Consider the following 22,077-nt stretch of genomic DNA (forward strand, 5'->3'; position numbering starts at 1 on the left):
GGACGAGGGCTAGATGACTACGGTCGGGGCCGTGGGGCAACGTCGCCCGCAGTCTCGATGGAGGACGCCGCAGATGCACCGTTCACGACCGAAGTCGCTCGTCGCGACGATCGGAGCCCTCACCCTCGGGGGCACACTCCTGGCAGGCGGGCCTGCGCTCGCCCACGGCTCGTCGCACGCCGACGGGGCCGCGCACCGGACCGACCCGACGTGCACGACGGCGAACAGCCGACTGCTCGGGACGCGCCCCACGACCCCGACCAACCTCTGCGTGCCCGGCGCAGCCACCGACAGCACGAGCACGCTCCTCGTCTGGAACAAGCCCGAGTCGACGGACGTCGTGGACTACGTGGTGTACCAGGACGGCCGTGCGATCGGGCGCTCGTCGGCGAACGCCGAGGAGCACACGCCGTCGCAGCAGTACGTCGACACGTTCTACGCCGACGACGCCGACGGCTGGCACGTCAAGGTGCTCAGCCACAGCTTCAAGGTCACCGGGCTGGCCGCCAACCGCGACTACGCGTTCGCCGTGCGGGCGGTGCTCGCGGACGGCCGGCTGTCCGCGCCGTCGGGCACCGTCCACGTCACCACGGCCAAGAAGGCGCACCGCCAGGTCGTCACCGCGCCGCAGTTCGGCGCCGTCGGCGACGGCACGACCGTGAACACCGCGGCCATCCAGAAGGCGATCGACACCTGCAACGCGCCGAGCTGCACGGTCGTGATCCCGCGCGGCACGTTCCGGACCGGCGCGCTCTTCCTGCACAGCGACATGACGCTCGAGCTCGCGAAGGGCGCGCGCCTCCTCGGGTCGGACAGCTGGGCCGACTACCCGGTGACGCGGGGCTACTACCTCTACGCGATCCCCACGCCCGTCCCCACCGACCCGAGCTACACGGCCTACCTGCGGCCGCCGTCGCTCCTCAACGTCCGCCCCGACGACCTCGGCCGCAGCGAGCGCAACCGCCGGCCGGGCGCCGTCGCCCGGAACGTGCGCATCGTCGGGCCCGGCGTCATCGACGGTGATGGCTGGAAGCGCACCGCGGCCGGCACGACCACCGACGAGAACGGGAGCCAGCTCCCCGACTACGTCGCCTCGAGCGCCGCGAAGGTCGCGACCGACGGCATCCTCGCCGCGAACCAGGTCGAGCACGCCCGCGCGACGATCGACACGATCCCCGGCATCGTCAACCGCCCCGAGACCGTCTCGGACTCCTCGATCTACGGCCAGTACCGGTCGAGCATCGCGACGTTCATCGGCGTCGACGGCCTCTACCTCGACGGCTTCACCGTCGAGAACCCGGCGTTCCACGGCGTGATGGTCCTCGACTCGGCGGACGTCGGCGTCTACGGGACCCGGAACACGACGTTCGACACCAACAACGGCGACGCGATCGAGTTCGGCGGCACCCAGGGCGCCGTGGTCGCGAACAACTTCTTCGACTCGGGCGACGACGTCGTCAACTTCGCCGCCGGCCAGGGCCTGTACGGGGCGCAGGGGCGGTCGACGGGTGACGTCTGGATCCTCGGGAACTACGTGCGGCGCGGCCACGGCGGCGTCGCCATCGGTAGCCACACCGCGGCGTGGGTGCACGACGTCCTGGCCGAGGACAACGTGTTCAACGGGACCGAGACGGGCGCGCTGCGCATGAAGTCGACGTCCGACATGAACGGGGGCGCGCGCGACGTCGTGTTCCGCGACAGCGCCGTCGCCTGCATGAAGACGAGCGCGGTCATCGCGTCGCTCAGCTACACGCTGTCGCCGTCGGGCTACGTGAGCGGGGACTCCGCGACGTTCCGCGACATCCTCGTCCGGGACGTCAGCGTGGACTCGAACAGCTCGTCGACGTGCGGCATGGCGTCGAGCAACTCGAAGCCGGTCATCGACATCGAGGCGGGGCCCGCGAACGACGCGGACACCGTCGGGCAGTTCACGTTCGACGACGTCCAGTTCCGCAACGTGAACCCGACCGGCATCGAGGGGCTCACCGACTCGACCTTCAAGGACGTGTGCTTCGCGAGCGTGCTCGGCGGGGCGAACCCGTGGAACCTCGACGCGGCCTCGACGGGCAACACGTTCACGAACGTGTCGCCGGCGCCGGGGGCGGGCGGCCCGACGGGTACCTGTCGCTGACGGACCGCGGCGAGCCGCGCTGAGGTAGCGCCTTTCGCCCGAGACAGCGCGGAGTACGTGCTACGTCGGGCGAGAGGCGCTATCTGCGGGGCGGTCAGGCGGCGAGCGCCAGGCCGCCGAGACGGTCGTCCGTGCGGACCCGGGCCGTGAGCGCACCCGCGGGCCGTGCCTCGCCGCGACCCGTGAGGTCGAGCACGCGGACGGCAGCGGGGGCGCCGATCCCGGCGCGCTCGCGCAGCTCCGCGAGCCGGGCGCGCGCCGCCTCGCGCTCGAGCGCCTCGACGACCTCGCGCAGCACCTCCGCGAGCGATGCGCCCAGCGCTCTGCAGAGCGCCGACACCACCTCCGACGACGGCTCCTTGCGACCGCGCTCGACCTCCGACACGTAGGCGACGGACAGCCGGGCGCGCTCGGCGACGTCGACGATCCGCAGGCCCTGCTCGTCGCGCCGTCGGCGCAGCGAGGCGCCGAGCGCGGTGCGCAGCAGGGTGGGGACCGTGGTCGGCGCCGGCGTGGGCCGCACGGGTGGGAAGTGGCGGCTGCGTGTCGTCACGTCGTCCTTCATGGTGCGTCCTCCGGTCGATCGGCTCCTTCCCGACGCTAGCCCGGGGCCGCGGCGGACGCGCCGTCGTGCGTTGCGCCCTCAGCAGATCGGGCCGTTCTTCCAGGGGCAGATCGGCCCGGGGCAGAACGCGGGGTCGGTGCGCACAGCCGGGTCGCAGACTCGGAGCATGCCCGAGGACACCACCGCCCCCGTCGACCGCGAGCTCGCCCGCGAGCTCCTCAAGCACCGCATCGTCGTGCTCGGACGCGAGGTCCGCGACGACGACGCCAACGAGATCTGCGGCCGCATCCTGCTGCTCGCCGCCCAGGACCCGCAGGCCGACATCCAGCTCTACATCAACTCGCCCGGAGGGTCGGTGTCGGCGGGCTTCGCCGTCTTCGACACCATGCGCCTCGTCCCGTGCGACGTGCAGACCGTCGCCATGGGCTTCGCCGCGTCGATGGCGCAGGTGCTGCTCACAGCGGGCACGCCCGGCAAACGGTTCGCGCTCCCGCACACGCGCATCGTCATGCACCAGCCGCTCGGCGGGATCGGCGGCTCGACCACCGACGTCCGCATCCAGGCCGAACAGCTCAAGCAGACCAAGGAGCTCATGGCCCGGATCACGGCCGAGCAGACCGGTCAGCCGGTCGAGCGGATCGTCGCCGACGCCGACCGCGACCACTGGTTCACCGCCGAGGAGGCCAAGGAGTACGGGCTCGTCGACCACGTCGTCGACCTGCCCCTGCCCGTCGGCGTCTGACCGGGCCCGCTAGCCGCGAGCGATGCGAACCTGCCAAGATGCGGCGATGTCCTCCGCCCTGGGCCCTGAAGCCGATGCCGTTGTCGCGCGGTCGTACAGCTTTCGGCTCAGGCTTCGGCTTGGTGACAGCGGCATTGCCGCCGCTGAATCTGAACTTGACCTCGGGGTCGCCGCCGGGCTTCCTGCAGGCAGTGTGGTACTTAGGTCAATCCGCGGTCGCCTACCGTCGTGGCCACCTCGTTGATCTCCGACGCAGGCTGGCCTTCGCCGTGTACTCCTCGTCCTTCAGCGTCACCGAGCCCGACGCGCGGTTCCTCGTGCTCATGGCCGCGCTTGAGGCGCTCATCGAGCCGAAGCAGCGCCCGTCGGAAGTGGTGGACCACGTCGACGCACTGATCGCATCCACCAAGGCGTCGAACCTCCCCGATGCCGAGAAGGCGTCGCTCGTGCGCAGCCTCAATTGGCTCCGAGTGCAGTCGATCGGACAAGCGGGTCGAGAGCTTGCGTCGACCCTCGGAGAGAAGGTCTACGACGGTCGGAAGCCTGCTGCCTTCTTCAAACGCTGCTACAGCACCCGAAGCGATCTCATCCACGGCAACATCCCGCTGCCTGAGCGTCAGGATGTCGACCGAATGGCCGCCATCCTCCAGCGTTTCGTGGGCGACCTGCTCAGCGGAGCACTCGCCACGGATTTGCCACCGTTCGAGCCTGAGGGCCCAGGGCGGCAGGCCTGGGAGGATGCGATCGCGGGCCTCGGCTAGCTGTTGAGAATCCCGACGGCGAACCCGCGGCTCGCGGCTGTCAGACGGTCGTCGTTGGTCCACAGGGCGTCGCAGCCGTGGACCTGCGCGGCCGCCACGTGGAGCGCGTCCGGCGTCTTCATGCCCGTCGCAGCCCGGAGCCTCGCCGCCCGCTGGAAGACTGCGCGTTCGAGATCGACCTGCTGGAACAGCTCGAGCGCCGCACGGTACCGGTCCTCGATGTCGATGTCCCTACGGCGCATCGGGCCGACGAGGCACTCCAGGTGCACCAGCGGGCTGACGGCGAAGAGCTCGTCGCGAGCGAGCAGCCGGCGGACGGTGTCGCCCCGTGCCCCGCGGTCCTCGACGGCATAGATGACGAGGCAGCTGTCGAGGTAGATCACTCCCAGCCCTCTCGTTCGTCCGCAACGTCGAGGTCGAGCAGCTCGGGATCGCGCGCGAGCCGCTCCGGGAGGGGGTGGTCGTCCAGCCACTGCACGATGAGGTCACCTCGCCCGTGCACGACGTCGACTCGCACGGGAACGAGACGCACGACCGGGACGTCACGCTTAGCGATGACGACGTCCTCGCCCGCTGCGGCGCGCGCGATGAGCTGAGAAAGGTTGTTGCGCGCTTCGAGCACATTGACCTGCATAGCCGTCGCCACTCCGATCTGGCCAGAACTCCTGGCTAGATGTACAGCGTGCTCGTGAGCGGGCCTCACGTCAAGGTCCGGGCGCCCGCTCAGCGTCTGCGGTGGTCCTCGAGCGGGACGCGGGGCCCCCGCCGGACACCGCGCGCGTAACCCGCGAGGAGCAGGTGCTTCGCCACGCGGTGCCGGTGCCCGCGGTACGGCTCGAGGAGCGCGAGCATGCCGTCGTCGTCGACGCGCTCCCCGGTGAGCGCCCAGCCGACCTGCCCCGCGAGGTGGAAGTCTCCGACGGCCAGCGCGTCGGGGTCGCCGAGCGCCCGCTGCGCCGCCTCGGCCGCCGTCCACACGCCGACGCCGGGCAGGGACCGCCAGCGCCGCCGTGCCTCGGCGGGGTCGAGTGCGGCGCACCGCTGGAGCGACGAGGCGACGCGCGCGCACGCCACGACGGTCCGGGCACGTCCGGGGTCGATCCCCGCGCGGTGGAAGTCCCACACCGGGACGGACGCCCAGACCTCGGCGGTCGGCGGCACGCGCATGCGGTCGGCGACGGGTCCGGGCGCGGGCTCGCCGTGCCGGCGCAGCAGCCACCGCCACGCGTCGTGGGCCTGCCGGGTGACGACCCGCTGCTCCAGGACCGCCGGGACGATCGCCTCGAGGACGTTGCCGCTGCGCGTCATCCGCACGGCCCGGGTCCGCCGCCAGGCGTCGCGGACGCGGCCGGGCGGCGGGTCGAAGTCCTCGGGGTCGTCGTCCCCGAGAAGCGCCGGCACCGCGGCGAGCGCGGCCTCGGCGCCAGGCCCCCAGGCGCTCGCGGTCACCGTGTCCGGGCCGGTCGCCAGGATGCGGAGGGTCGCTGCGCCGTCGGGCGTGCGGGTGGCGCGCCAGACGGCGCCGTCGGGCCCGACCTGGAACGCCGGGTCGAGCGGGCCGCGGCGGTGGGGGAGGAGCGTCGCGCGCACGTCGACGGCGGCGGCGAGCCGGAACGAGCCGGTGGCCGTGCGGGGCCGGACGGGGGCGAGCGCGGGTGACACAGCGTCCATGGTCACACGCGCGCGGGCGGCGGGTGGGCGCGCGGGCGATGAGTGCGGGACGCTGGACGGGTCGGTACGCGTGGGTCGGCGCGCCGGCCCGTCCCGGTCCCATCCCGGCCGATCCCCGGCCGGGGCCAAGGAGGAGCGCACCATGGCCGCACTGTTCGACAGCTGTTTCAGCGGGTTCTCCGTCGACGACCTCGACGCCGCCCAGCACTTCTACGCCGACGTCCTGGGGCTCCGGGTGGAGCGCGACGAGATGGGGATGCGGATCCTCGTCCCCGGCGACTCGGGCGTGTTCGTGTACGACAAGGGCGCGGCGCACCAGCCGGCGTCCTTCACGGTGCTGAACTTCCCGGTGCCGGACGTCACCGCCAAGGTCGCCGAGCTCACGGCGCTCGACGTCGAGTTCGAGCGCTACGAGGGCACGCCGATGGCGACCGACGCCGACGGCGTCTTCCGTGGCGGCGGCCCGCTCATCGCGTGGTTCACGGACCCCGCGGGGAACGTGCTGTCGGTCGTCGAGGGCTGATCGGCCGCTACGGGATCAGCACCGCCCGACCGGTGATCCTCCCGGCCTCCAGGTCGTCGAACGCCCGCTGGTACTCCGCGAGCGGGTACCGCTGGACCTCGACGGAGAGCCTGCCCTGCTGCGCGAGCGCGATCACCTGGAGCTGGTCGGCGCGCGTCCCGCCGTAGGAGCGCTGGACGTTCACGCCCCACGGCAGGACGTCGGTGCCCGGGTCGGACGCGAACGTGAAGCTGCCCCCGCCGAGCCCGACGAAGCGCAGCGCGCCCTCGGGCGCGACGACCGCCGTCGCGAGGTCCACGGTGGGCTGCACGCCCACGAAGTCGAACACGGCGTCGGCGCCGTAGCCGTTCGTCAGGTCGAGGATCTTCCGCGCGGCGTCGGCGTCGCTCTTCAGGACGACGTCGGCGCCGAGCTCGCGTGCGAGCGCGAGCTTGGCGTCGTCGGTGTCGACGGCGACGATCCGGGCGGCCGTGGTCGCCTTGAGGATCTGCAGGCCCAGGTGGCCGAGGCCGCCGACGCCGATCACGACGGCCGTCGAGCCCGGTGTGAGGCGGGCGCGGGCGCTGTTGATCGCGTGCATGGGCGTGACGCCGGCGTCGGCGAGGGGAGCGGCGGCGACCGGGTCGAGGTCGCCGATCCGGTCGAGCTGCCGCGCCTTGACGACCATGTACTCCGCCATGGCACCGTCGGGACCGAGACCCGGCGTCGTCGGGAACTGCAGGCGGCTGCCGTTGACCTCGCACGCGTTGTCGCGGCCCTCGACGCAGGCGCGGCACCGGCCGCACGCCCAGATGACGCTGATCAGCACCGCGTCGCCGCGGGCCAGGCCGTCGACGTCGGCGCCGGTCCGCTCCACCCAGCCCGCGCCCTCGTGCCCGACGGTGTTCCCGAAGAACGGCCACTCCTCGCCCATGTGGAGCACGTGCAGGTCGGAGTGGCACAGGCCGGCGCCGGCGATCCTCACCAGCACCTCGTCCGGCCCGACGTCCGGTACGGGGACGTCCTGGAGCTCCAGGGTGTGCGGTCCGACGAGCTTGACAGCCTGCATGCGGGGTCCCTTCTCCGGGGGCCGGTGGTGGCCCGACCCCGACTCTGGCGGACGCCACCGCGCCCGTCCAGCCCTCCCGCCCGACGGCGGCCCGTGCGTCGCGCGCGAGGGACGAACCACGCGTAGCGTCGTCGGGACGGATCGTCGTCGGACCCAAGCGGAGGTGCTCATGGCACGCAAGCAGTCCTGGAGCGAGCTCAGCGGCGGCAAGAAGGTGCTGGTGGTCGTCGTGTCGCTCGCGCAGCTCGCACTGACGGTCGCGGGCTATCGTGACCTGGCGAAGCGCTCCGCCGACGAGGTCGAAGGTTCGAAGCTCGCCTGGGGCGTGGCGATGCTCGCCAACTGGGTGGGGCCGATCGCGTACTTCGCGAAGGGCCGCAAGGGCCTCGGCCTCAACGACTGAGCCACTCGGTGCCACGCTGGGCGCGGGCCGCGCTGCCCGCCGTCCTCGTCCTCGTCTGGCTCGCGCTCGCCGCCGTCGGCGGCCCCTACTTCGGACGGGTGTCCGAGGTCTCGAGCAACGACCAGGCGAGCTACCTCCCCGCGAGCGCGGACGCCACCAAGGTCGCGGCGCTCCAGCCGGAGTTCAGCGACTCCGACGCGGTGCCCGCCATCGTCGTGCTCCATCGCCCGGGTGGGCTCAGCACGCCCGACGTCGCGGCGATCACCGAGGACACGAAGGCGCTCGCGGGGCTGCCGGGCGTCGCCGGCGACGTCTCGCCCCCGATCGTGTCCGACGACGGCGAGGCGGCCCAGGTCTTCGTCCCGATGACCGACGACGCCGACCTCGACGCGCACGTCGCGGGGCTCCGGGAGCACCTCGCGTCGAGCGTGCCCGACGGCGTCCGCGCCTACGTGACGGGACCGGCCGGGTTCGCCAGCGACCTGGGCGCCGCGTTCGAGGGCATCGACGGCCTGCTGCTGGGCGTGGCGCTCGCGGCCGTGTTCGTCATCCTCGTCGTGGTCTACCGGTCGCCCCTGCTGCCGCTGCTGGTCCTGGTGACGTCGACCTTCGCGCTGTGCGCGGCGCTCCTCGTGGTCTGGTGGCTCGCGAAGTGGGACGTCGTCGAGCTCAACGGCCAGGTGCAGGGCATCCTCTTCATCCTCGTGATCGGGGCGGCCACCGACTACTCGCTGCTCTACGTCTCGCGGTACCGGGAGGCGCTGCGCGACGAGCGGAGCCGGTGGCGGGCCACCTGGGTCGCGCTGCGCGGGGCGTTCTGGCCCGTCGTGGCGTCGGCGGGCACCGTGATCGCCGGCCTGCTGTGCCTGCTGCTCAGCGACCTGAGCTCCAACCAGGCGCTCGGTCCGGTCACCTCGATCGGCATCGTCTTCGCGCTGCTCGCCGCGACGACCCTCCTGCCGGCGCTGCTCCTGCTGTGCGGGCGGGCGGCGTTCTGGCCCGCCCGGCCGAATCTCGGCTCGGCGCACCCGGCGGTCGTCGGGCCGCAGGCCCGCGGGCTGTGGGCGCGGGTCGCGCGCTGGATCTCCGGCGCGCCGCGCACGATCTGGGTGGTCTGCACCCTGGTCCTCCTCGCTGCGGCCACGGGGCTCGTCCAGCTCAAGGCCGACGGCGTGCCCCAGAGCGACCTCGTCCTCGGTCACTCGGAGGCGCGGGACGGCCAGGACGTCCTGGCCGAGCACTTTCCGGGGGGTTCCGGCAGCCCGGCGCTCGTCGTCGGGCCGTCGTCCGAGCTCGAGCGGATGGCCGGGGTGCTGGTCGGGCACGACGGCGTCTCGTCGGTGTCGGTCGCGGCGAAGGGTGTGCCGAGCGGGACCGCGCCGGTCACCGCGGACGGGGTCCAGCCGGTGCAGGGCGCGACGCCGGCCCCGACGGTCGTCGACGGCGACGTGCTGCTCGAGGCCACCCTGAGCGACCCGGCGGACTCGGACGCCGCGGAGGACGTCGTCCGCTCCCTCCGCGCGGATCTCGCCGCCGTGGACGACGGCATCCTCGTCGGTGGGGTGACGGCGGTCGCAGTCGACTCGAACGACGCCTCGATCCACGACCGGAACACGATCATCCCGATCGTCCTCGTCGTGATCCTGCTGATCCTGGTGCTGCTGCTCCGCGCCGTCCTGGCGCCCGTGCTCCTGGTGCTCTCTGTCGTCCTCTCGTTCGCGGCCTCTCTCGGGGTCTCCGCGCTCGTGTTCGACCACGTGTTCGGGCTCCCCGGCGCCGATCCGGCGGTGCCCCTCTACGGCTTCGTGTTCCTGGTGGCGCTCGGCATCGACTACAACATCTTTCTCATGACGCGGGTGCGCGAGGAGTCGCTGGAGCACGGCACGCGGCAGGGGATCCTGCGGGGGCTCGCGGTGACGGGCGGCGTGATCACGTCCGCGGGGCTCGTCCTCGCGGCGACGTTCGCCGCGCTCGGCGTCATCCCGATCCTGTTCCTCGCGCAGATCGCGTTCATCGTCGCGTTCGGTGTGCTGGTGGACACCCTCGTCGTCCGGTCGCTGCTGGTCCCGGCCCTGTCCTACGACATCGGCGCACCGATCTGGTGGCCGTCGCGGTTGTGGCGCGACGACGGCGGCGTCGCCCGGTCGGACCGCCGCCGGGACCGGGTCTGACGCGTGCCCACCTGCTCGACGGCTACGACCGTCACGACGACGGCGGTCGTGAGCCCGAGCACGAGGAGGGCCGGGCCGGTGTGCGTCCCGACGGCGACGTCGACGAGCGCCAGGACGCCGAGCATCGGCGCGGCGTGCAGCTCGCGGAGCATGACCCAGCGGACGAGCTCGAGCGCGAGCAGGTAGAGCGCGACGCCGCCGGTGAGCGCAGCGGTGGCCGTCCAGCCGGCCGGGGCGCCGTCGTCGGCGTCCGCGAGGAGGAGCCGCAGCCCGAGTGCCAGGGCCACGATCCCGACGACGACCGGCGCGTGGCCGAGGGCGTAGCCGTCGCGCGCGAGCTCGGCCCGGCGGCGTGCGGACGCCGCGGCGAGCACGCCGCCCGCTGCGCCCGCGAGACGCGCGGCGTACGCCGACCAGAGCGTCGCGGCGAGCAGGAAGCCCAGGCTCGCCGCCGCGACGACGGGCCAGCGCATCACGCGGTCGCCGGCGCCTGTGCCCGCGGCCACGAGGGTCTCGCCGAACGCGATGATCACGACCAGGCCGTGCCGCTCCACGAAGTGCCCGGGGCTCACGATCCGCCAGCCGCGGTACCCGGACGTGATCCGCCCGCCTGCGAAGTCGACGAGGAGCGCGCACGACCAGAGCACCGTCTGCGTGGTTCCGCCGAGCACCGCCCCGACGACGAGCAGCACGCTCGAGATGCCCTGGGGGACGAGGTCGAGCGTGATCTGGGTGCGCAGCCGGGGGTCGTTCTGCGCGGCCGCCCGGAACAGCAGCACGTACGTCACGCGGACGGCCGCGAACGCGAGAGCGAGGACGAGCGGCGCGTCGATCGGGCCGCCGTCCGGCTGCCAGGCGCCCGGCGCGACGACTCCCGCCAGGAACAGCCCCGCCATGGCCGCGACCATGCCGAGCTTGACGAAGCCGCGGTCAGCGCGGACCCGGTTGCCGAGCCAGGTGAACGCCGACCACGCCCACCACAGGAGCAGCAGGAGCACCAGCCCCTGCACGGGCGCGGTCGGGCCGTGGTCCTGCTCGAGGTAGGCGACGACCCGCGTGATCGCGAACACGAACACGAGGTCGAAGAAGATCTCGAACATCGTGACGCGGTGGCTCGAGCGGACCGGGACGACGCCGAGGGCCCCGCGGGCCTGGGGGCGGGTGGTGGTCGTGTCCATGGGACGACGGTCCGTCCTGCGGGTCGGTCGCCGCGTCCGTCGGACACCCTGGCCGGGACCCTGGCAGCGCCACCCCTCGGCCGTCGCAGGCGGGCGTGCAGCCCTCCCGGTCGGGCCGGCCGGCGGCGCCCCGCCGGTAGTCTGACGCGCGTGAGCCCCCGCCCCCTGCCCGACGACGGCGTCCGCGCCGCCGCCCTCCTGCTCGACCTCGACGGCACGCTCGTCGACACCACGGAGAAGGTCGAGGCCGCGTGGCGGTGGGGCGCCGACCGGCTCGGCGTCCCGTTCTCGACCCTCGAGCCGTACATCCACGGGATCCCCGGGTCGCAGGCGCTCGAGCTGGCGCTCCCGGGGCGCCTCGCCCCCGACGAGCGGGACGCGCTCACCGACGAGCTGCTGCGGCGGATGGCCGACCCGGCCGCCGGCCACGTGCTCTGGATGCCCGGCGCGCAGGACCTCGTCACGATCCTCGCCCGCGACGCCGGTGACCGGTGGGCGATCGTCACCAGCGGCGACCGGCGCCTCGCTGGGTCGAGCGTCGAGGCTCTCGCGCTGCCCTTGCCGCCGGTCATGGTGACGTCCCAGGACGTCGAGCTCGGCAAGCCGCACCCCGAGCCCTACCTGCAGGCTGCGGACCGGCTCGGGATCCTCGAGACCGATGCGTGCGTCGTCGTCGAGGACGCGCCCGCCGGCATCGCCGCGGGCAAGGCGGCCGGGATGCGAGTGCTCGCGCTGACGACGACGTACCCCGCGTCCGAGCTCGCCGAGGCCGACTGGGTGGTGGGCTCGCTCGCGGACGTGAGTGCCGTCGTCGAGGGCGACGCCATCGTCCTGCGCCCCGCGGCCTGATCGCTCCCGCTCCCACCCTCCCTCCGGCACCCATCCCTCCGCCGAACACGGGATCTCGGCCTGTCCGGACGGCCGGACAGGCCGACGTCCTGTGTTCGGCAGTCTGGGATCCCGTGGTCGCGCGTGTCAGGCAGCCCGGTGATGCGGATGCGCGGTCTCGATGGTTCGACATGCCCGCTCCGGCGTCGGCGACCGTTGCCGGCTGAGTTGCGGCGTTGTCGCGCGACCCACCTACACAGCCCGCCAGCAGCTTCAGCGTGTCGGGGTGTGACACGCGGGCGAAACGGGCATCTGGCCCGGCTGTCGGGACGGGTTGTGGAGGCTGGTCTCGCTACGACGCGGCGCCGCTCGTAGGGTCGGACCATGGCCGACGTCGTCAACCTCGCCGCTGCGTTCGACTCCTTCGACGACACCTGGCAGCCCAGGCGGCTGGTCAGCGTCAACGACTACGACGTCAAAGCCGTGCGGCTGGAGGGCGAGTTCGTCTGGCACTCCCACCCGGAGACGGACGAGCTGTTCATGGTGCGCTCGGGGCGCCTCGTCATCCAGCAGCGCGATGCGGAGGGCAAGCGCCACGACGTGGAGCTCGGCCCCGGCGACGTCTACGTGGTCCCGCGCGGCGTTGAGCACTGCCCGCGTACCGAGGGCGCGGTGACGGCCCTGCTGTTCGAGCCGCGGGGCACGGTCAACACCGGCGACGCCGGCGGCGAGCGGACCGCCGAGCTCCAGGAGCCTGCCGCGGATGACTGACGTTGCGCCAGCCTCCGAGCCTGCGGACGGCCGCGGCGATCCCGAGCCGGCCGAGCGGCGAGCCGAGCGCCGTCGTCGGGAGGACGAGAACCGGCGCACCGAGAACCCGCACTCGCCGCAGGCGCGCCTGCGCGCCCGTCACCAGCTCGAGCTGCGGTCGCGGTGGGTGGACCACCTGGTCGACGAGGCCATCGAGCGCGGGGAATTCGACGACCTGCCCCTCGCGGGCAAGCCGATCCCCAACCTCGGCACCCATCACGACCCCGACTGGTGGATCAAGAGCCTCGTCGAGCGCGAGCAGATCACCGGCGTGCTGCCTGAGGCGTTCCAGCTCCGCAAGGACGTCGCCGAGCTCGACGCGCGGCTCGACCGAGAGTTCTCGGAGGCGCGCGTCCGGGAGGTGCTCGAGGAGTTCAACCGCCGTGTGGTCGAGGCCCGGCGTCAGCTGCTGGGCGGCCCGCCCGTCGTCACGCCCCTCCGGGACGTCGACGGCGAGGTCGTGCGCTGGCGGCAGCGGAACCGTCGCTGACGCGCTCCCAGGGGGCGACCGGCCCCGGCACGACGACGAACGACGGGTGCGGGTCCGGCCTCGCGACGGCCGCCCACCGCGCTGCGACGTCGGGACTCCGGTCCGTGAGCTTCGCTCGCAGACGGCTCCACTCGTGGGCGAGCTGGCCGTCTGGCACGGGTATCGGCGCGATCTGTTCGGCCGCGGCGTCGGGCGGGCGCTCGATGCGGGCACGGTCGAACCGGTAGGCCCGGGCCGTCGCCTCCTCGGCGACGGCCGCGAGATAGGCGCCGACCGACACGAGCGGGTCCGGGGTGGCCCTGAAGCGCTCGAGCTGCGGGTGGTGGCGGTAGCCGGTCGTCCGGCCGGCGAGCACCGCCTGCGCGAGCAGCGCCTCGCGCCAGCACGCCGTCAGCCCCTGGCGGTCCAGGTACCGCGGGTGCACGCTCCACAGCCGCACGCTGCCTCCGATCGTCGCCGTACCGGCGACGCTACCCGTCACGCTCGGCCCTCGGCATAAACCCTGGCGCTGTTCGTCGGGGCATGCGACAGTGGGCGGGTGCCCCCACGCGCCACCGCGTCGGGGCATCCCCCTGCCCCCGACGGAAGGCACCCGGTGAGGATCGCTCCCCGCTCAGCGTCCACGCGCTGACCCACCCGCTGCTCGAGCGCACGCTCGCAGGGGTGGTCGGCGCAGTCTCGCCGAACCCCGGGAGCCCTCCATGGCCTTTCGTCCCTCTGCTGCACCCTCCGTCGTCCTCACCCGCCTGACGTTCGCCTGGCCCGACGGGGCCGTCGCGCTGCGCGACCTCACCGCGTCGTTCACCGCCGGGCGGACCGGCCTCGTCGGCCGCAACGGTGCCGGCAAGTCCACGCTGCTGCGCCTGGTCGCGGGCGAGCTCGCCCCGACCTCCGGGTCCGTCCGGACCACCGGCGACGTCGCGTACCTGCCACAGCACCTCACCGTGCGGGACGACGGTGCGTCCGTCGCCGACCTGCTCGGCGTCGGGGCGCGGCTGCGCGCGTTCCGCCTCATCGAGTCGGGCACGGCCGACCCCGCGGCCCTCGAGGCCGCGTTCGACGCGCTCGCCGACGACTGGGAGGTCGAGCAGCGGGCCGCCGACGCCGCGCGGTCCGCCGGGCTCGGCGCCGCCGATCTCGACCGACCCGCCCGCACCCTGTCCGGCGGTGAGACCATCCTGACGGCGCTCGCGGGGCTCCGCGCCGCCGCCACCCCGGTGACGCTCCTCGACGAGCCCACCAACAACCTCGACCGCGACGCCCGCGCGCGCCTCTACGCGATGGTCGAGGCGTGGCGGGGGACGCTCGTCGTCGTGAGTCACGACCGCACCCTGCTCGAACTCATGGACTCCACCGCGGAGCTCCGCGAAGGCTCGCTCGAGGTGTTCGGCGGGACGTTCACCGACTACGAGGAGCACCTCGCGGTCCAGCAGGAGGCCGCGGCACGCGCCGTCCGGACCGCCGAGCAGCGGCTGCGCACGGAGAAGCGCGAGCGGATCGAGGCGGAGACCAAGATCGCGCGGTCGGCCAAGGCCGGGAAGAAGGCCGCCGAGAACATGCCGAAGATCCTCGCGAACGCCCGCAAGAACGCCGCCGAGGCGACCGCCGGCAAGACCCGCGCCAACGCCGACGAGCGCCTCGACCGGGCGCGCGCCGCCGTCGACGAGGCCGAGTCACGGGTCCGCGACGACGATCACATCCACGTCGACCTGCCCGGCACCGAGGTGCCCAGCGGGCGTCGGCTGCTCGAGCTCGACGGCTCCGACGGTCGGCCCGTCGTCCTGCAGGGGCCCGAGCGTGTCGTCCTCGGCGGCCCGAACGGCGCCGGCAAGACCACGCTGATCGAGGAGCTCCTGGGGCTCCGGCCCGCGCAGGGCCAGCCCCGCGGGTGCCTGCTCACCGACCGCGTCGGCTACCTCGCGCAGCGCCTCACCCTTCCCGACGACGACGCGAGCGTCCTCGACACCGTGCGCTCCGGCTCCCCGGAGCTCACCCCGGGTGAGGTGCGGAACCGGCTGGCGAGGTTCCTCCTGCGCGGGGCGACGGTCGACCGGCCCGTCCGGAGCCTCTCCGGAGGGGAGCGGTTCCGGGTCGCGCTGGCCCGTGTGCTGCTCGCCGACCCGCCGCCGCAGCTCCTGGTTCTCGACGAGCCCACCAACAACCTCGACCTCGCCAGCGTCGACCAGCTCGCCGAGGCCCTCGACGGATACCGCGGCGCGCTGCTCGTCGTCAGCCACGACGACGCGTTCCTCCAGCGGATCGGGGCGGGGGTCGAGGTCGGGACGCGGTGGGAGGTCGAGCGCGGGGGCGCTGTGCGCCTCGCTTCCTGACTGTCGTCGGCTGGGTCGTTTCAGGCCGCCGAGCCGAGACGTTGGCGACGGCGGTTGGCCAGCACCGCCCACATGATGCCGCCTGCCGCGACTGCTCCCAGGATCGCGAACGACCACGCGACGTCCGTGCCGGCCGGAGGCGTCTCCGGCACGCCGCCGTCGGACGTCGCGAGCCAGGTGGTGTAGACCTCGCGCTGCGCTGAGCGGAACGCCGACGTGCTCAGAGCCTTGACGCCCGTGGCCTCCCTCGCGGACTGGTCGAGTGGGCTCACGGTCCTGCGGTCGTCGCTCACCGTGTAGTAGTGGGGCTGCGACGGCGGTCCCGCGATGAGCACCAGCGTGTCCGCGGGCAGCGCCTCGAGGGCGACGTCGAAGGCCGCACCGGCTCCACCTCCGTAGGAATCGACCCGGCCGTCGTCGTGGAGGGTGAACATGCCCACCGTCGCGCCGTCCTGGTGGGCGAGGACGACCCAGTCGACCCCACCCTCCGGCGAGACGAGCTCGTTCCCTCCGAGGGCGGACGACGTCCGGCCAGCGTCGTCGTAGTAGAGCAGCGCGTGGGGCGTGCCCAGCGTCAGACCCTCGGCGACGGCCGTCTCGCTGTCGGGCGCGTCGAGGATGTAGTGGGCCGCCGTGCGGTACGTCTGCCCGCCGGGTGCGACCGACGCGAGGACTGCCAACGGCGCCGTCGTGCCCGGAGCCGGAGGTGGCACGGGCTCGGCGGCGCGGGCCGTCGTCGGGAGGGCGAGCATCAGGAAGAGCGGAGCAGCCAGGGCAGCGGCGAACGTTACGGCGCGGCCGCGTCGGTGTGCGTGCACGGAACCCCCTCGTCCGTCCGGATGCTCGCGACGCTAGCAGCGGCGTCGCCCGTCCGACCTGCGCGGACGCGAGTCGTGACGCACCTGTGACCGTGTCCGGCCGCCGCATGTTCGGCGCCGAGGTATTCGGGCCGCCCGTCTACTTCGCGAGGTAGTACGGCGGCCGTACTACTTCGGCGAGGGGGCGGGGGCCGTGGACTCGCGGACCACGAGCTCGACGCCGAGCCGCGCGGGGTCGGCCGGGCGCTCGCCGTCGATCATCGATAGCAGCAGGGAGGCGGCCGTCCGGCCCTTGGCGACGACGTCCTGCCGGACGGTGGTGAGGCTCGGGGTCACGTACTCGGCGACGTCGGTGTCGTCGTAGCCGACGACGGACACGTCCTCGGGGACGCGCCGCCCCGCCCGCGCGAGCGCCTTGGCGAGGCCCGCGGCAAGGATGTCGGCGGTCGCGAGGACGGCCGTCGCCTCGGGGTGCGAGGCCGCCACGACGCCACCGGCGCGCAGCCCCTCCTCGAAGCTGGTGTTCGCGGGCACGACGAGCGTGTCGTCCCACGCGACCCCGGCCGCGGCGAGGGCCGCGCGGAACCCGCGGAGGCGTTCGGCGACGACGCGGCTGGGGGTCGTCGTCGGGCCGCAGAACACGATGCGCCGGTGCCCGAGCGCGAGCAGGTGCTCGGCGGCCAGCCGCCCGCCCTGCGCGTCGTCGGACCCCACGCGCGCGACGGGCACCGGCGACACCCCCGCATCGCCGTCCGCGCCTTCGCGCTGGTCCGCGCCCTCCCGCTCGTACGCGTCGACGAGCACGACGGGCGTGTCGCGGGGGAGCTCGAGGGCCTCGAGCTCGGCGTCGGTGTAGTTCATGACGACGATCCCGTCGAGGTTCCAGCGACGCACGGACTCGCGGACGTCGTCGGCGGTGCCGGCGCTGCGGAGCATGAGGTGGTTGTCGTGCGAACGCAGGGTGGCCTCGACGGCGCCGACGACGCCGACGTCGTGCGCGCTCACGAGGAGGCTCTGGTCGGCGGTCCCGGGCGGCACGAGGAGCCCGACGAGCCGGGTGCGGCCGGCGGCGAGGGACTGGGCGGAGCCGTTGGGCACGTAGCCGCGGGCGGCGATGACGCGGCGGACCTCGTCGGCGGTGGTTGGCGAGACCCGGCCGAGGTTGCCGTTCACGACGTTCGACACGGTCATGACGCTGACGCCGGCCTCGTGGGCGATGTCCTTGAGGGTGACGCGGGCCACCGTGCCTCCTGTCGTGAGCGACTCCGCCGCGCGGCCGTGACCACATCGTGACCGTTCTGGCTCGCTCGGCGTCTTGACGGCCGATCCTATCGGCATTTAGCGTTAAACGTGTAGCGCTAAACCTGCCGGGCGAGCTCGGCGGCGGCGGCGCCCCCGCCCGGACCCCGGCCACCCCGCCGGACCCCCAAGGAGAAGACGATGAAGTCATCGATCACGGGACGAGCCGCCGCCGCCCTCGGGCTCAGCGCGCTCGCCCTCGGCACGCTCGCAGCATGCAGCAGCGGCGACAGCGGTGCCGCCGACAAGAGCACGAGTCCCACGGCCGCAGCGACGCTGAGCGGCCCGGTCACCATCACCGTCGCGATCGACAAGGGCCTGAGCAAGGACGCCAGGGACCAGTTCGACGCGCGCGTGGTGGCCTTCGAGAAGGCCAACCCGCTCATCACGGTCAAGTCACAGGAGTACACCTGGACCGCCACGACCTTCACCGCCGACCTCGCCGGCGGCACGCTCCCCGACGTCTTCCCGATCCCGTTCACGGACGGCCGCGGACTCATCGCGCAGCAGCAGATCGCGAACGTCAGCGGCCTCGTGTCCCAGCTCCCGTACGCGAAGAGCTTCAACGAGAACATCGCCGCGGAGGGCGAGGACGCCGACGGCGCGATGTGGGCCGTCCCGATCGCCGCCTACGGCCAGGGGCTGCACTACAACCGGACGCTGTTCACGCAGGCCGGCCTCGACCCCGACAAGCCCCCGACCACCTGGGACGAGGTCCGCACCGACGCCAAGCAGATCGCGGACAAGACCGGCCAGGCCGGCCTGGCGATGATGACCAAGGACAACACCGGCGGCTGGATCTTCACCACGATGGTGAACGCGTTCGGCGGCAGGGTCGAGGCCACGGACGGCACCACTACCACCGCGACGATCGCCACGGACCAGGCCAAGCAGGTCGCCCAGTTCCTCCACGACCTGCGCTGGACCGACCACTCGATGGGCGCCAACTTCCTCTACGACTGGAACGGCATCAACCAGGACTTCGCCGCCGGCAAGATCGGCATGTACGTGTCGGGCGGCGGCAACCTGCCGAACCTCATCACGCAGAACGACATGGACATGAAGGACTACGGCCTCACGGTCCTGCCGCTCCAGGGCGACGACGCCGGCGTCCTCGGCGGCGGCACGCTCGCCGCGGTCAGCGCCAAGGCTGACCAGCAGGCGCAGATCGCGTCCGTGAAGTGGATCGACTTCTACTACGTCCAGCAGCTCATCGACAAGGACGCCGCCGTCACCTCCGCGCAGCAGTCCGTCGCCAACAAGCAGCCGGTCGGCGCGCCGCAGCTCCCGATCTTCGACCAGAAGACCTACGAGCAGCAGCAGGAGTGGATCAAGCCGTACGTCAACGTGCCGCTCGACCAGATGACCGGCTACACGCAGCACGTCTTCGAGCAGCCGCTCGTGCCCGAGCCGGGCGTCGCCACGCAGGACGTCTACGCGAAGCTCGACCCGGTGGTCCAGAGCATCCTCACGAAGCAGGACGCGGACGTCGACAAGCTCCTGTCCGACGCCCAGACGCAGGCGCAGCGCGCGATCGACTCCGCGAGCTGACGCTCCGAGCTCCGGCCCGTCATCCGGACCTGGGCCGGTCCCGTGCGCCGGTCGGTGGGCTCCGCTCCGCCCACCGGCCGGCGCCATGTTTCGATGGTCTTCTCCACGGATTGGGAACACTGGATCCATGCCCGACGACGCCCGCAGCCTCCCCGCGCCCGCCCTCGACGGCGCGGCGCGCCCGCCCGAGGGGATCCCTGCCCTGGTGACGGACCCGGTCGCGGACCCACGCGCCGTCGTGCAGGGGGACCGGTACCGCGTCACGGTCCTCACCGACGGGCTGGTGCGCCTCGAGTACGCCGAGGACGGCGTCTTCGAGGACCGCGCCTCGACCTTCGCTGTGCGCCGGCGCCTCCCCGTCCCTGAGTTCCGGGTGCTCGACGACGGCCCGAACCTCGAGGTCGTCACGGACCGGTTCCGCCTCGTCTACGACCGCGGCCCGTTCAGCACGAGCGGCCTGTCCGTCGCCGTCCAGGGCGGCGTGACCGTCTACCACTCGGTGTGGCGGTACGGGGAGGAGCTCGGCGACGCCGAGGGCACGGTCGCGGGGATGCCCGGGCTGCGCGGCACGGCCCGCACGCTCGACGAGGCCGACGGCGCCGTCCCGCTCGAGCCCGGTGTCGCCTCCCGGACCGGGTTCGCCGTCCTCGACGACTCCGCGTCCATGCTGTTCACCGACGACGGCTGGGTCGCGCCGCGCCCGGCCGCGGCCGGCGCGCGGTCCGGGACGTCGTCGTCGGGCGGGCGGGAGGACCTGTACGTGTTCGCGTACGGGACCGACCACGCCGAGGCGCTGCGGGCCTTCTACGCCGTGTCCGGGCCGCAGCCGCTGCTCCCGCGGTTCGCGCTCGGGAACTGGTGGAGCCGGTACCACCCGTACACGGCGGCGTCGTACGAGGCGCTGATCGAGCGGTTCGCGGCCGAGGGGCTCCCGTTCTCGGTGAGCGTCGTGGACATGGACTGGCACGTCGTCGACGTCGACCCCGCGCTCGGCAGCGGCTGGACGGGCTACACGTGGAACCGCTCGCTGTTCCCGGACCCCGCGAAGTTCCTCGACTGGCTGCACGAGCACGGCCTGCGGGTGACGTTGAACGTGCACCCGGCCGACGGCGTCCGCGCGCACGAGGACGCCTACGAGGCGATGGCCGCGGCGCTCGGCCGGGACACCTCGCAGCGCGACCCGATCGCCTTCGACGTGACCGACCGGGCGTTCCTCGAGGCCTACCTCGCGGTGCCGCACCGCCGCCTCGAGCGCGACGGCGTCGACTTCTGGTGGCTCGACTGGCAGTCGGGCCCGCACTCGCGCGTCACGGGCATCGACCCGCTGTGGATGCTCAACCACGTCCACTTCCTCGACAACGCGCGGCCGCGCGAGCTGACCCGCACCCCGGGCGGCCGGGCCGTGCGCGATGACCGGCCGCTCACCTTCTCCCGATACGCCGGCCCGGGGTCGCACCGCTACCCGGTCGGGTTCTCCGGGGACAGCGTGATCTCCTGGGCCAGCCTCGACTTCCAGCCGTACTTCACGGCGTCCGCGGCGAACATCGGCTACGGCTGGTGGTCGCACGATGTCGGCGGGCACTTCCACGGCGCCAAGGACGACGAGCTCGCGACCCGCTGGTTCCAGCTGGGCGTGCTGTCGCCGATCATGCGGCTGCACTCCGGCGCCAACCCGTTCATCACCAAGGAGCCGTGGGCGTTCGGGCCCGAGGCGCGCGAGGTCATGACCGCGTTCCTGCGGCTCCGGCACCGGCTCGTGCCCTACCTGCACGCCATGAACCATCGCGCCGCGTTCGACGCGACGCCGCTGGTCCGGCCGCTCTACCACCGCTGGCCACGCGCGGCGGGGGCGTACGACGCGCGGAACACGTTCCTCTTCGGGTCCGAGCTGCTCGTCGCGCCGATCACCGCCCCCGCCGACGGCGCGACCCGGCTCGGCGAGGTCCTGACCTGGCTGCCGCCGGGCACGTGGGTCGACGTGCTGACCGGTCAGGTCTACGACGCCGGCTCCGGCCAGGGGCGGGAGATCGTGCTGCACCGCCCGCTCGCCTCGGTGCCCGTCCTCGCCCCCGCGGGCGCGGTCGTGCCGCTCGACGCCGCGGCCGTCCCGGGCAACGACCTCGCCGCTCCCGAGGCCCTCGAGGTGCTCGTGGTCGTGGGCGCGGACGGCGCGTTCGACCTCGTCGAGGACGACGGCGGCCCGGTCGCGTCCGCGGACGCCCCGAACGTCGTGCGGACCCCGGTCCGGTGGTCGCAGGCCGGCGGTCGCGCCGTCGTCGGGCCGGCGCGCGGGGGAGCGGACGGCCTCGCCGCCGTTCCCGCGCGCCGGACGTGGACGCTGACGTTCCCGTCGCTCGGAGTGCTCGGCGCCGACGAGGCCGCCCTGGTCGTGGCGACCGTGGACGGCGCTCGCGTCCAGGCGGCCGTCGAGCGCGTGGCGCTGGCCGCCGACCCCCGGGGCTCGGGGCTCGCCGTGACCGTCGCGGACGTGCCGGTCGGGGCGGAGGTCGTCGTCGTGCTGGGGCCGGGGACGACGCTCGAGGCGGGCGACCTCGCGGGCCGCGTGTTCGACCTGCTCGACCGGGCACAGATCGCGTACGACCTCAAGGAGCGGTTGCTCGCCGTCGCGACCGCGGACGAGCCCGCGACCACGCGCGTCTCACGGCTCCAGGCGCTCGGCCTGGACCGCCCGCTCGAGACCGCGCTCGGCGAGCTGCTCCTCAACCCCTGACGCGACGTACTGCTTCGCCAGATATAC

Annotated in this window: 21 protein-coding genes; 12 read left to right on the forward strand and 9 right to left on the reverse strand. The window is 73.3% G+C overall.

Annotated features, from left to right (window positions below):
- The first annotated feature begins 73 nt into the window (after window positions 1-73).
- A complete protein-coding gene (locus tag ACLQ14_RS01965) occupies window positions 74-2,131 on the forward strand; it encodes a glycosyl hydrolase family 28 protein (RefSeq protein ID WP_425809322.1) in 2,058 nt (685 codons plus the stop codon).
- A 94-nt stretch (window positions 2,132-2,225) separates the two neighbouring features.
- Here the strand turns inward: ACLQ14_RS01965 and ACLQ14_RS01970 are convergent, their stop codons facing one another.
- Window positions 2,226-2,696 carry a helix-turn-helix domain-containing protein gene (locus ACLQ14_RS01970; protein ID WP_425809324.1) on the reverse strand — a complete coding sequence of 157 codons (471 nt, stop codon included), beginning with the start codon at window positions 2,694-2,696 and terminating at the stop codon, window positions 2,226-2,228.
- A gap of 166 nt (window positions 2,697-2,862) precedes the next feature.
- Here ACLQ14_RS01970 and ACLQ14_RS01975 point away from each other — a divergent pair, with 166 nt between their 5' ends.
- Together ACLQ14_RS01975 and ACLQ14_RS01980 are read left to right on the forward strand one after the other, a co-directional pair.
- Complete coding sequence (locus tag ACLQ14_RS01975; RefSeq protein ID WP_425809326.1) at window positions 2,863-3,438, forward strand: ClpP family protease; 576 nt, start codon at window positions 2,863-2,865, stop codon at window positions 3,436-3,438.
- Between the two features lie 122 nt (window positions 3,439-3,560).
- Window positions 3,561-4,199, forward strand: a complete 639-nt coding sequence (locus tag ACLQ14_RS01980) for a hypothetical protein (protein WP_425809328.1) — start codon at window positions 3,561-3,563, stop codon at window positions 4,197-4,199.
- Here the strand turns inward: ACLQ14_RS01980 and ACLQ14_RS01985 are convergent.
- From ACLQ14_RS01985 to ACLQ14_RS01995, 3 genes are all read right to left on the reverse strand, one after another.
- Window positions 4,196-4,582, reverse strand: a complete 387-nt coding sequence (locus ACLQ14_RS01985) for a type II toxin-antitoxin system VapC family toxin (protein ID WP_425809330.1) — start codon at window positions 4,580-4,582, stop codon at window positions 4,196-4,198. The genes ACLQ14_RS01980 and ACLQ14_RS01985 overlap by 4 nt on opposite strands.
- Entirely contained in the window at window positions 4,579-4,821 is a 243-nt protein-coding gene (locus ACLQ14_RS01990) for a type II toxin-antitoxin system prevent-host-death family antitoxin (RefSeq protein WP_425809332.1), read from the reverse strand. Before ACLQ14_RS01990 ends, ACLQ14_RS01985 begins: the two co-directional genes overlap by 4 nt.
- A gap of 101 nt (window positions 4,822-4,922) precedes the next feature.
- Window positions 4,923-5,870 (reverse strand): DNA-3-methyladenine glycosylase family protein, encoded by a 948-nt coding sequence (locus ACLQ14_RS01995; RefSeq protein WP_425809334.1) that lies wholly within the window; start codon window positions 5,868-5,870, stop codon window positions 4,923-4,925.
- A 142-nt stretch (window positions 5,871-6,012) separates the two neighbouring features.
- On the opposite strand from ACLQ14_RS01995, the gene ACLQ14_RS02000 reads away from it, so the two are divergent.
- Window positions 6,013-6,393 carry a VOC family protein gene (locus ACLQ14_RS02000; protein WP_425809336.1) on the forward strand — a complete coding sequence of 127 codons (381 nt, stop codon included), beginning with the start codon at window positions 6,013-6,015 and terminating at the stop codon, window positions 6,391-6,393.
- Between the two features lie 7 nt (window positions 6,394-6,400).
- Here ACLQ14_RS02000 and ACLQ14_RS02005 read toward each other — a convergent pair whose 3' ends face one another.
- Window positions 6,401-7,441, reverse strand: a complete 1,041-nt coding sequence (locus tag ACLQ14_RS02005; RefSeq protein ID WP_425809338.1) for an NAD(P)-dependent alcohol dehydrogenase — start codon at window positions 7,439-7,441, stop codon at window positions 6,401-6,403.
- Window positions 7,442-7,610: 169 nt separating this feature from the next.
- On the opposite strand from ACLQ14_RS02005, the gene ACLQ14_RS02010 reads away from it, so the two are divergent.
- The gene (locus ACLQ14_RS02010; protein ID WP_425809340.1) at window positions 7,611-7,844 is read left to right on the forward strand and encodes a PLD nuclease N-terminal domain-containing protein; all 234 of its coding nucleotides are present in this window, start codon (window positions 7,611-7,613) and stop codon (window positions 7,842-7,844) included.
- Window positions 7,845-7,852: 8 nt separating this feature from the next.
- Window positions 7,853-10,015: an MMPL family transporter gene (locus tag ACLQ14_RS02015; RefSeq protein ID WP_425809342.1), complete on the forward strand. Its 2,163-nt coding sequence runs from the start codon at window positions 7,853-7,855 to the stop codon at window positions 10,013-10,015.
- On the opposite strand, the gene ACLQ14_RS02020 is transcribed toward ACLQ14_RS02015, so the two are convergent.
- Window positions 9,922-11,193: a low temperature requirement protein A gene (locus ACLQ14_RS02020; protein WP_425809344.1), complete on the reverse strand. Its 1,272-nt coding sequence runs from the start codon at window positions 11,191-11,193 to the stop codon at window positions 9,922-9,924. The two genes, ACLQ14_RS02015 and ACLQ14_RS02020, sit on opposite strands and share 94 nt — an antisense overlap.
- Before the next feature lie 150 nt (window positions 11,194-11,343).
- On the opposite strand from ACLQ14_RS02020, the gene ACLQ14_RS02025 reads away from it, so the two are divergent.
- From ACLQ14_RS02025 to ACLQ14_RS02035, 3 genes are all read left to right on the forward strand, one after another.
- Complete coding sequence (locus tag ACLQ14_RS02025) at window positions 11,344-12,042, forward strand: HAD-IA family hydrolase (protein ID WP_425809346.1); 699 nt, start codon at window positions 11,344-11,346, stop codon at window positions 12,040-12,042.
- A 363-nt stretch (window positions 12,043-12,405) separates the two neighbouring features.
- Window positions 12,406-12,792, forward strand: coding sequence for a cupin domain-containing protein (locus tag ACLQ14_RS02030; protein ID WP_425809348.1), 387 nt, complete (start codon window positions 12,406-12,408; stop codon window positions 12,790-12,792).
- On the forward strand, window positions 12,785-13,321 hold the full coding sequence (locus ACLQ14_RS02035; protein WP_425809350.1) for a DUF1992 domain-containing protein: 537 nt from the start codon (window positions 12,785-12,787) through the stop codon (window positions 13,319-13,321). The genes ACLQ14_RS02030 and ACLQ14_RS02035 overlap by 8 nt, the downstream gene beginning before the upstream one ends.
- Here ACLQ14_RS02035 and ACLQ14_RS02040 read toward each other — a convergent pair.
- Window positions 13,260-13,760 (reverse strand): pyrimidine dimer DNA glycosylase/endonuclease V, encoded by a 501-nt coding sequence (locus ACLQ14_RS02040; RefSeq protein WP_425810178.1) that lies wholly within the window; start codon window positions 13,758-13,760, stop codon window positions 13,260-13,262. The genes ACLQ14_RS02035 and ACLQ14_RS02040 overlap by 62 nt on opposite strands.
- Before the next feature lie 262 nt (window positions 13,761-14,022).
- Between ACLQ14_RS02040 and ACLQ14_RS02045 the strand changes: the two genes are divergently transcribed.
- Window positions 14,023-15,651 carry an ABC-F family ATP-binding cassette domain-containing protein gene (locus ACLQ14_RS02045; RefSeq protein ID WP_425809352.1) on the forward strand — a complete coding sequence of 543 codons (1,629 nt, stop codon included), beginning with the start codon at window positions 14,023-14,025 and terminating at the stop codon, window positions 15,649-15,651.
- A 20-nt stretch (window positions 15,652-15,671) separates the two neighbouring features.
- Here ACLQ14_RS02045 and ACLQ14_RS02050 read toward each other — a convergent pair whose 3' ends face one another.
- Both ACLQ14_RS02050 and ACLQ14_RS02055 read right to left on the reverse strand, forming a co-directional pair.
- Window positions 15,672-16,403: a hypothetical protein gene (locus ACLQ14_RS02050; RefSeq protein ID WP_425809354.1), complete on the reverse strand. Its 732-nt coding sequence runs from the start codon at window positions 16,401-16,403 to the stop codon at window positions 15,672-15,674.
- Window positions 16,404-16,637: 234 nt separating this feature from the next.
- Window positions 16,638-17,711 carry a LacI family DNA-binding transcriptional regulator gene (locus ACLQ14_RS02055; RefSeq protein ID WP_425809356.1) on the reverse strand — a complete coding sequence of 358 codons (1,074 nt, stop codon included), beginning with the start codon at window positions 17,709-17,711 and terminating at the stop codon, window positions 16,638-16,640.
- A gap of 198 nt (window positions 17,712-17,909) precedes the next feature.
- Between ACLQ14_RS02055 and ACLQ14_RS02060 the strand changes: the two genes are divergently transcribed.
- Both ACLQ14_RS02060 and ACLQ14_RS02065 read left to right on the forward strand, forming a co-directional pair.
- Complete coding sequence (locus ACLQ14_RS02060) at window positions 17,910-19,319, forward strand: ABC transporter substrate-binding protein (RefSeq protein WP_425809358.1); 1,410 nt, start codon at window positions 17,910-17,912, stop codon at window positions 19,317-19,319.
- Between the two features lie 127 nt (window positions 19,320-19,446).
- Complete coding sequence (locus ACLQ14_RS02065) at window positions 19,447-22,050, forward strand: TIM-barrel domain-containing protein (RefSeq protein ID WP_425809360.1); 2,604 nt, start codon at window positions 19,447-19,449, stop codon at window positions 22,048-22,050.
- The last annotated feature ends 27 nt before the right edge of the window (window positions 22,051-22,077 follow it).

This window comes from Luteimicrobium sp. DT211 (assembly GCF_049844995.1).
In the GTDB taxonomy this organism is placed as follows: Bacteria; Actinomycetota; Actinomycetes; order Actinomycetales; family Cellulomonadaceae; genus Luteimicrobium.

Excerpts from the sequence above, each read along its gene's own strand:
- ACLQ14_RS01995 (WP_425809334.1), bottom strand. The coding sequence starts at position 5,870 with ATGGACGCTGTGTCACCCGCGCTCGCCCCCGTCCGGCCCCGCACGGCC.
- ACLQ14_RS02035 (WP_425809350.1), top strand. The coding sequence starts at position 12,785 with ATGACTGACGTTGCGCCAGCCTCCGAGCCTGCGGACGGCCGCGGCGAT.
- ACLQ14_RS02050 (WP_425809354.1), bottom strand. The coding sequence starts at position 16,403 with ATGCTCGCCCTCCCGACGACGGCCCGCGCCGCCGAGCCCGTGCCACCT.
- ACLQ14_RS02060 (WP_425809358.1), top strand. The coding sequence starts at position 17,910 with ATGAAGTCATCGATCACGGGACGAGCCGCCGCCGCCCTCGGGCTCAGC.
- ACLQ14_RS02065 (WP_425809360.1), top strand. The coding sequence starts at position 19,447 with ATGCCCGACGACGCCCGCAGCCTCCCCGCGCCCGCCCTCGACGGCGCG.
- ACLQ14_RS02000 (WP_425809336.1), top strand. The coding sequence starts at position 6,013 with ATGGCCGCACTGTTCGACAGCTGTTTCAGCGGGTTCTCCGTCGACGAC.
- ACLQ14_RS02030 (WP_425809348.1), top strand. The coding sequence starts at position 12,406 with ATGGCCGACGTCGTCAACCTCGCCGCTGCGTTCGACTCCTTCGACGAC.
- ACLQ14_RS02045 (WP_425809352.1), top strand. The coding sequence starts at position 14,023 with ATGGCCTTTCGTCCCTCTGCTGCACCCTCCGTCGTCCTCACCCGCCTG.
- ACLQ14_RS02010 (WP_425809340.1), top strand. The coding sequence starts at position 7,611 with ATGGCACGCAAGCAGTCCTGGAGCGAGCTCAGCGGCGGCAAGAAGGTG.
- ACLQ14_RS02005 (WP_425809338.1), bottom strand. The coding sequence starts at position 7,441 with ATGCAGGCTGTCAAGCTCGTCGGACCGCACACCCTGGAGCTCCAGGAC.
- ACLQ14_RS01970 (WP_425809324.1), bottom strand. The coding sequence starts at position 2,696 with ATGAAGGACGACGTGACGACACGCAGCCGCCACTTCCCACCCGTGCGG.
- ACLQ14_RS01975 (WP_425809326.1), top strand. The coding sequence starts at position 2,863 with ATGCCCGAGGACACCACCGCCCCCGTCGACCGCGAGCTCGCCCGCGAG.
- ACLQ14_RS01965 (WP_425809322.1), top strand. The coding sequence starts at position 74 with ATGCACCGTTCACGACCGAAGTCGCTCGTCGCGACGATCGGAGCCCTC.
- ACLQ14_RS02020 (WP_425809344.1), bottom strand. The coding sequence starts at position 11,193 with ATGGACACGACCACCACCCGCCCCCAGGCCCGCGGGGCCCTCGGCGTC.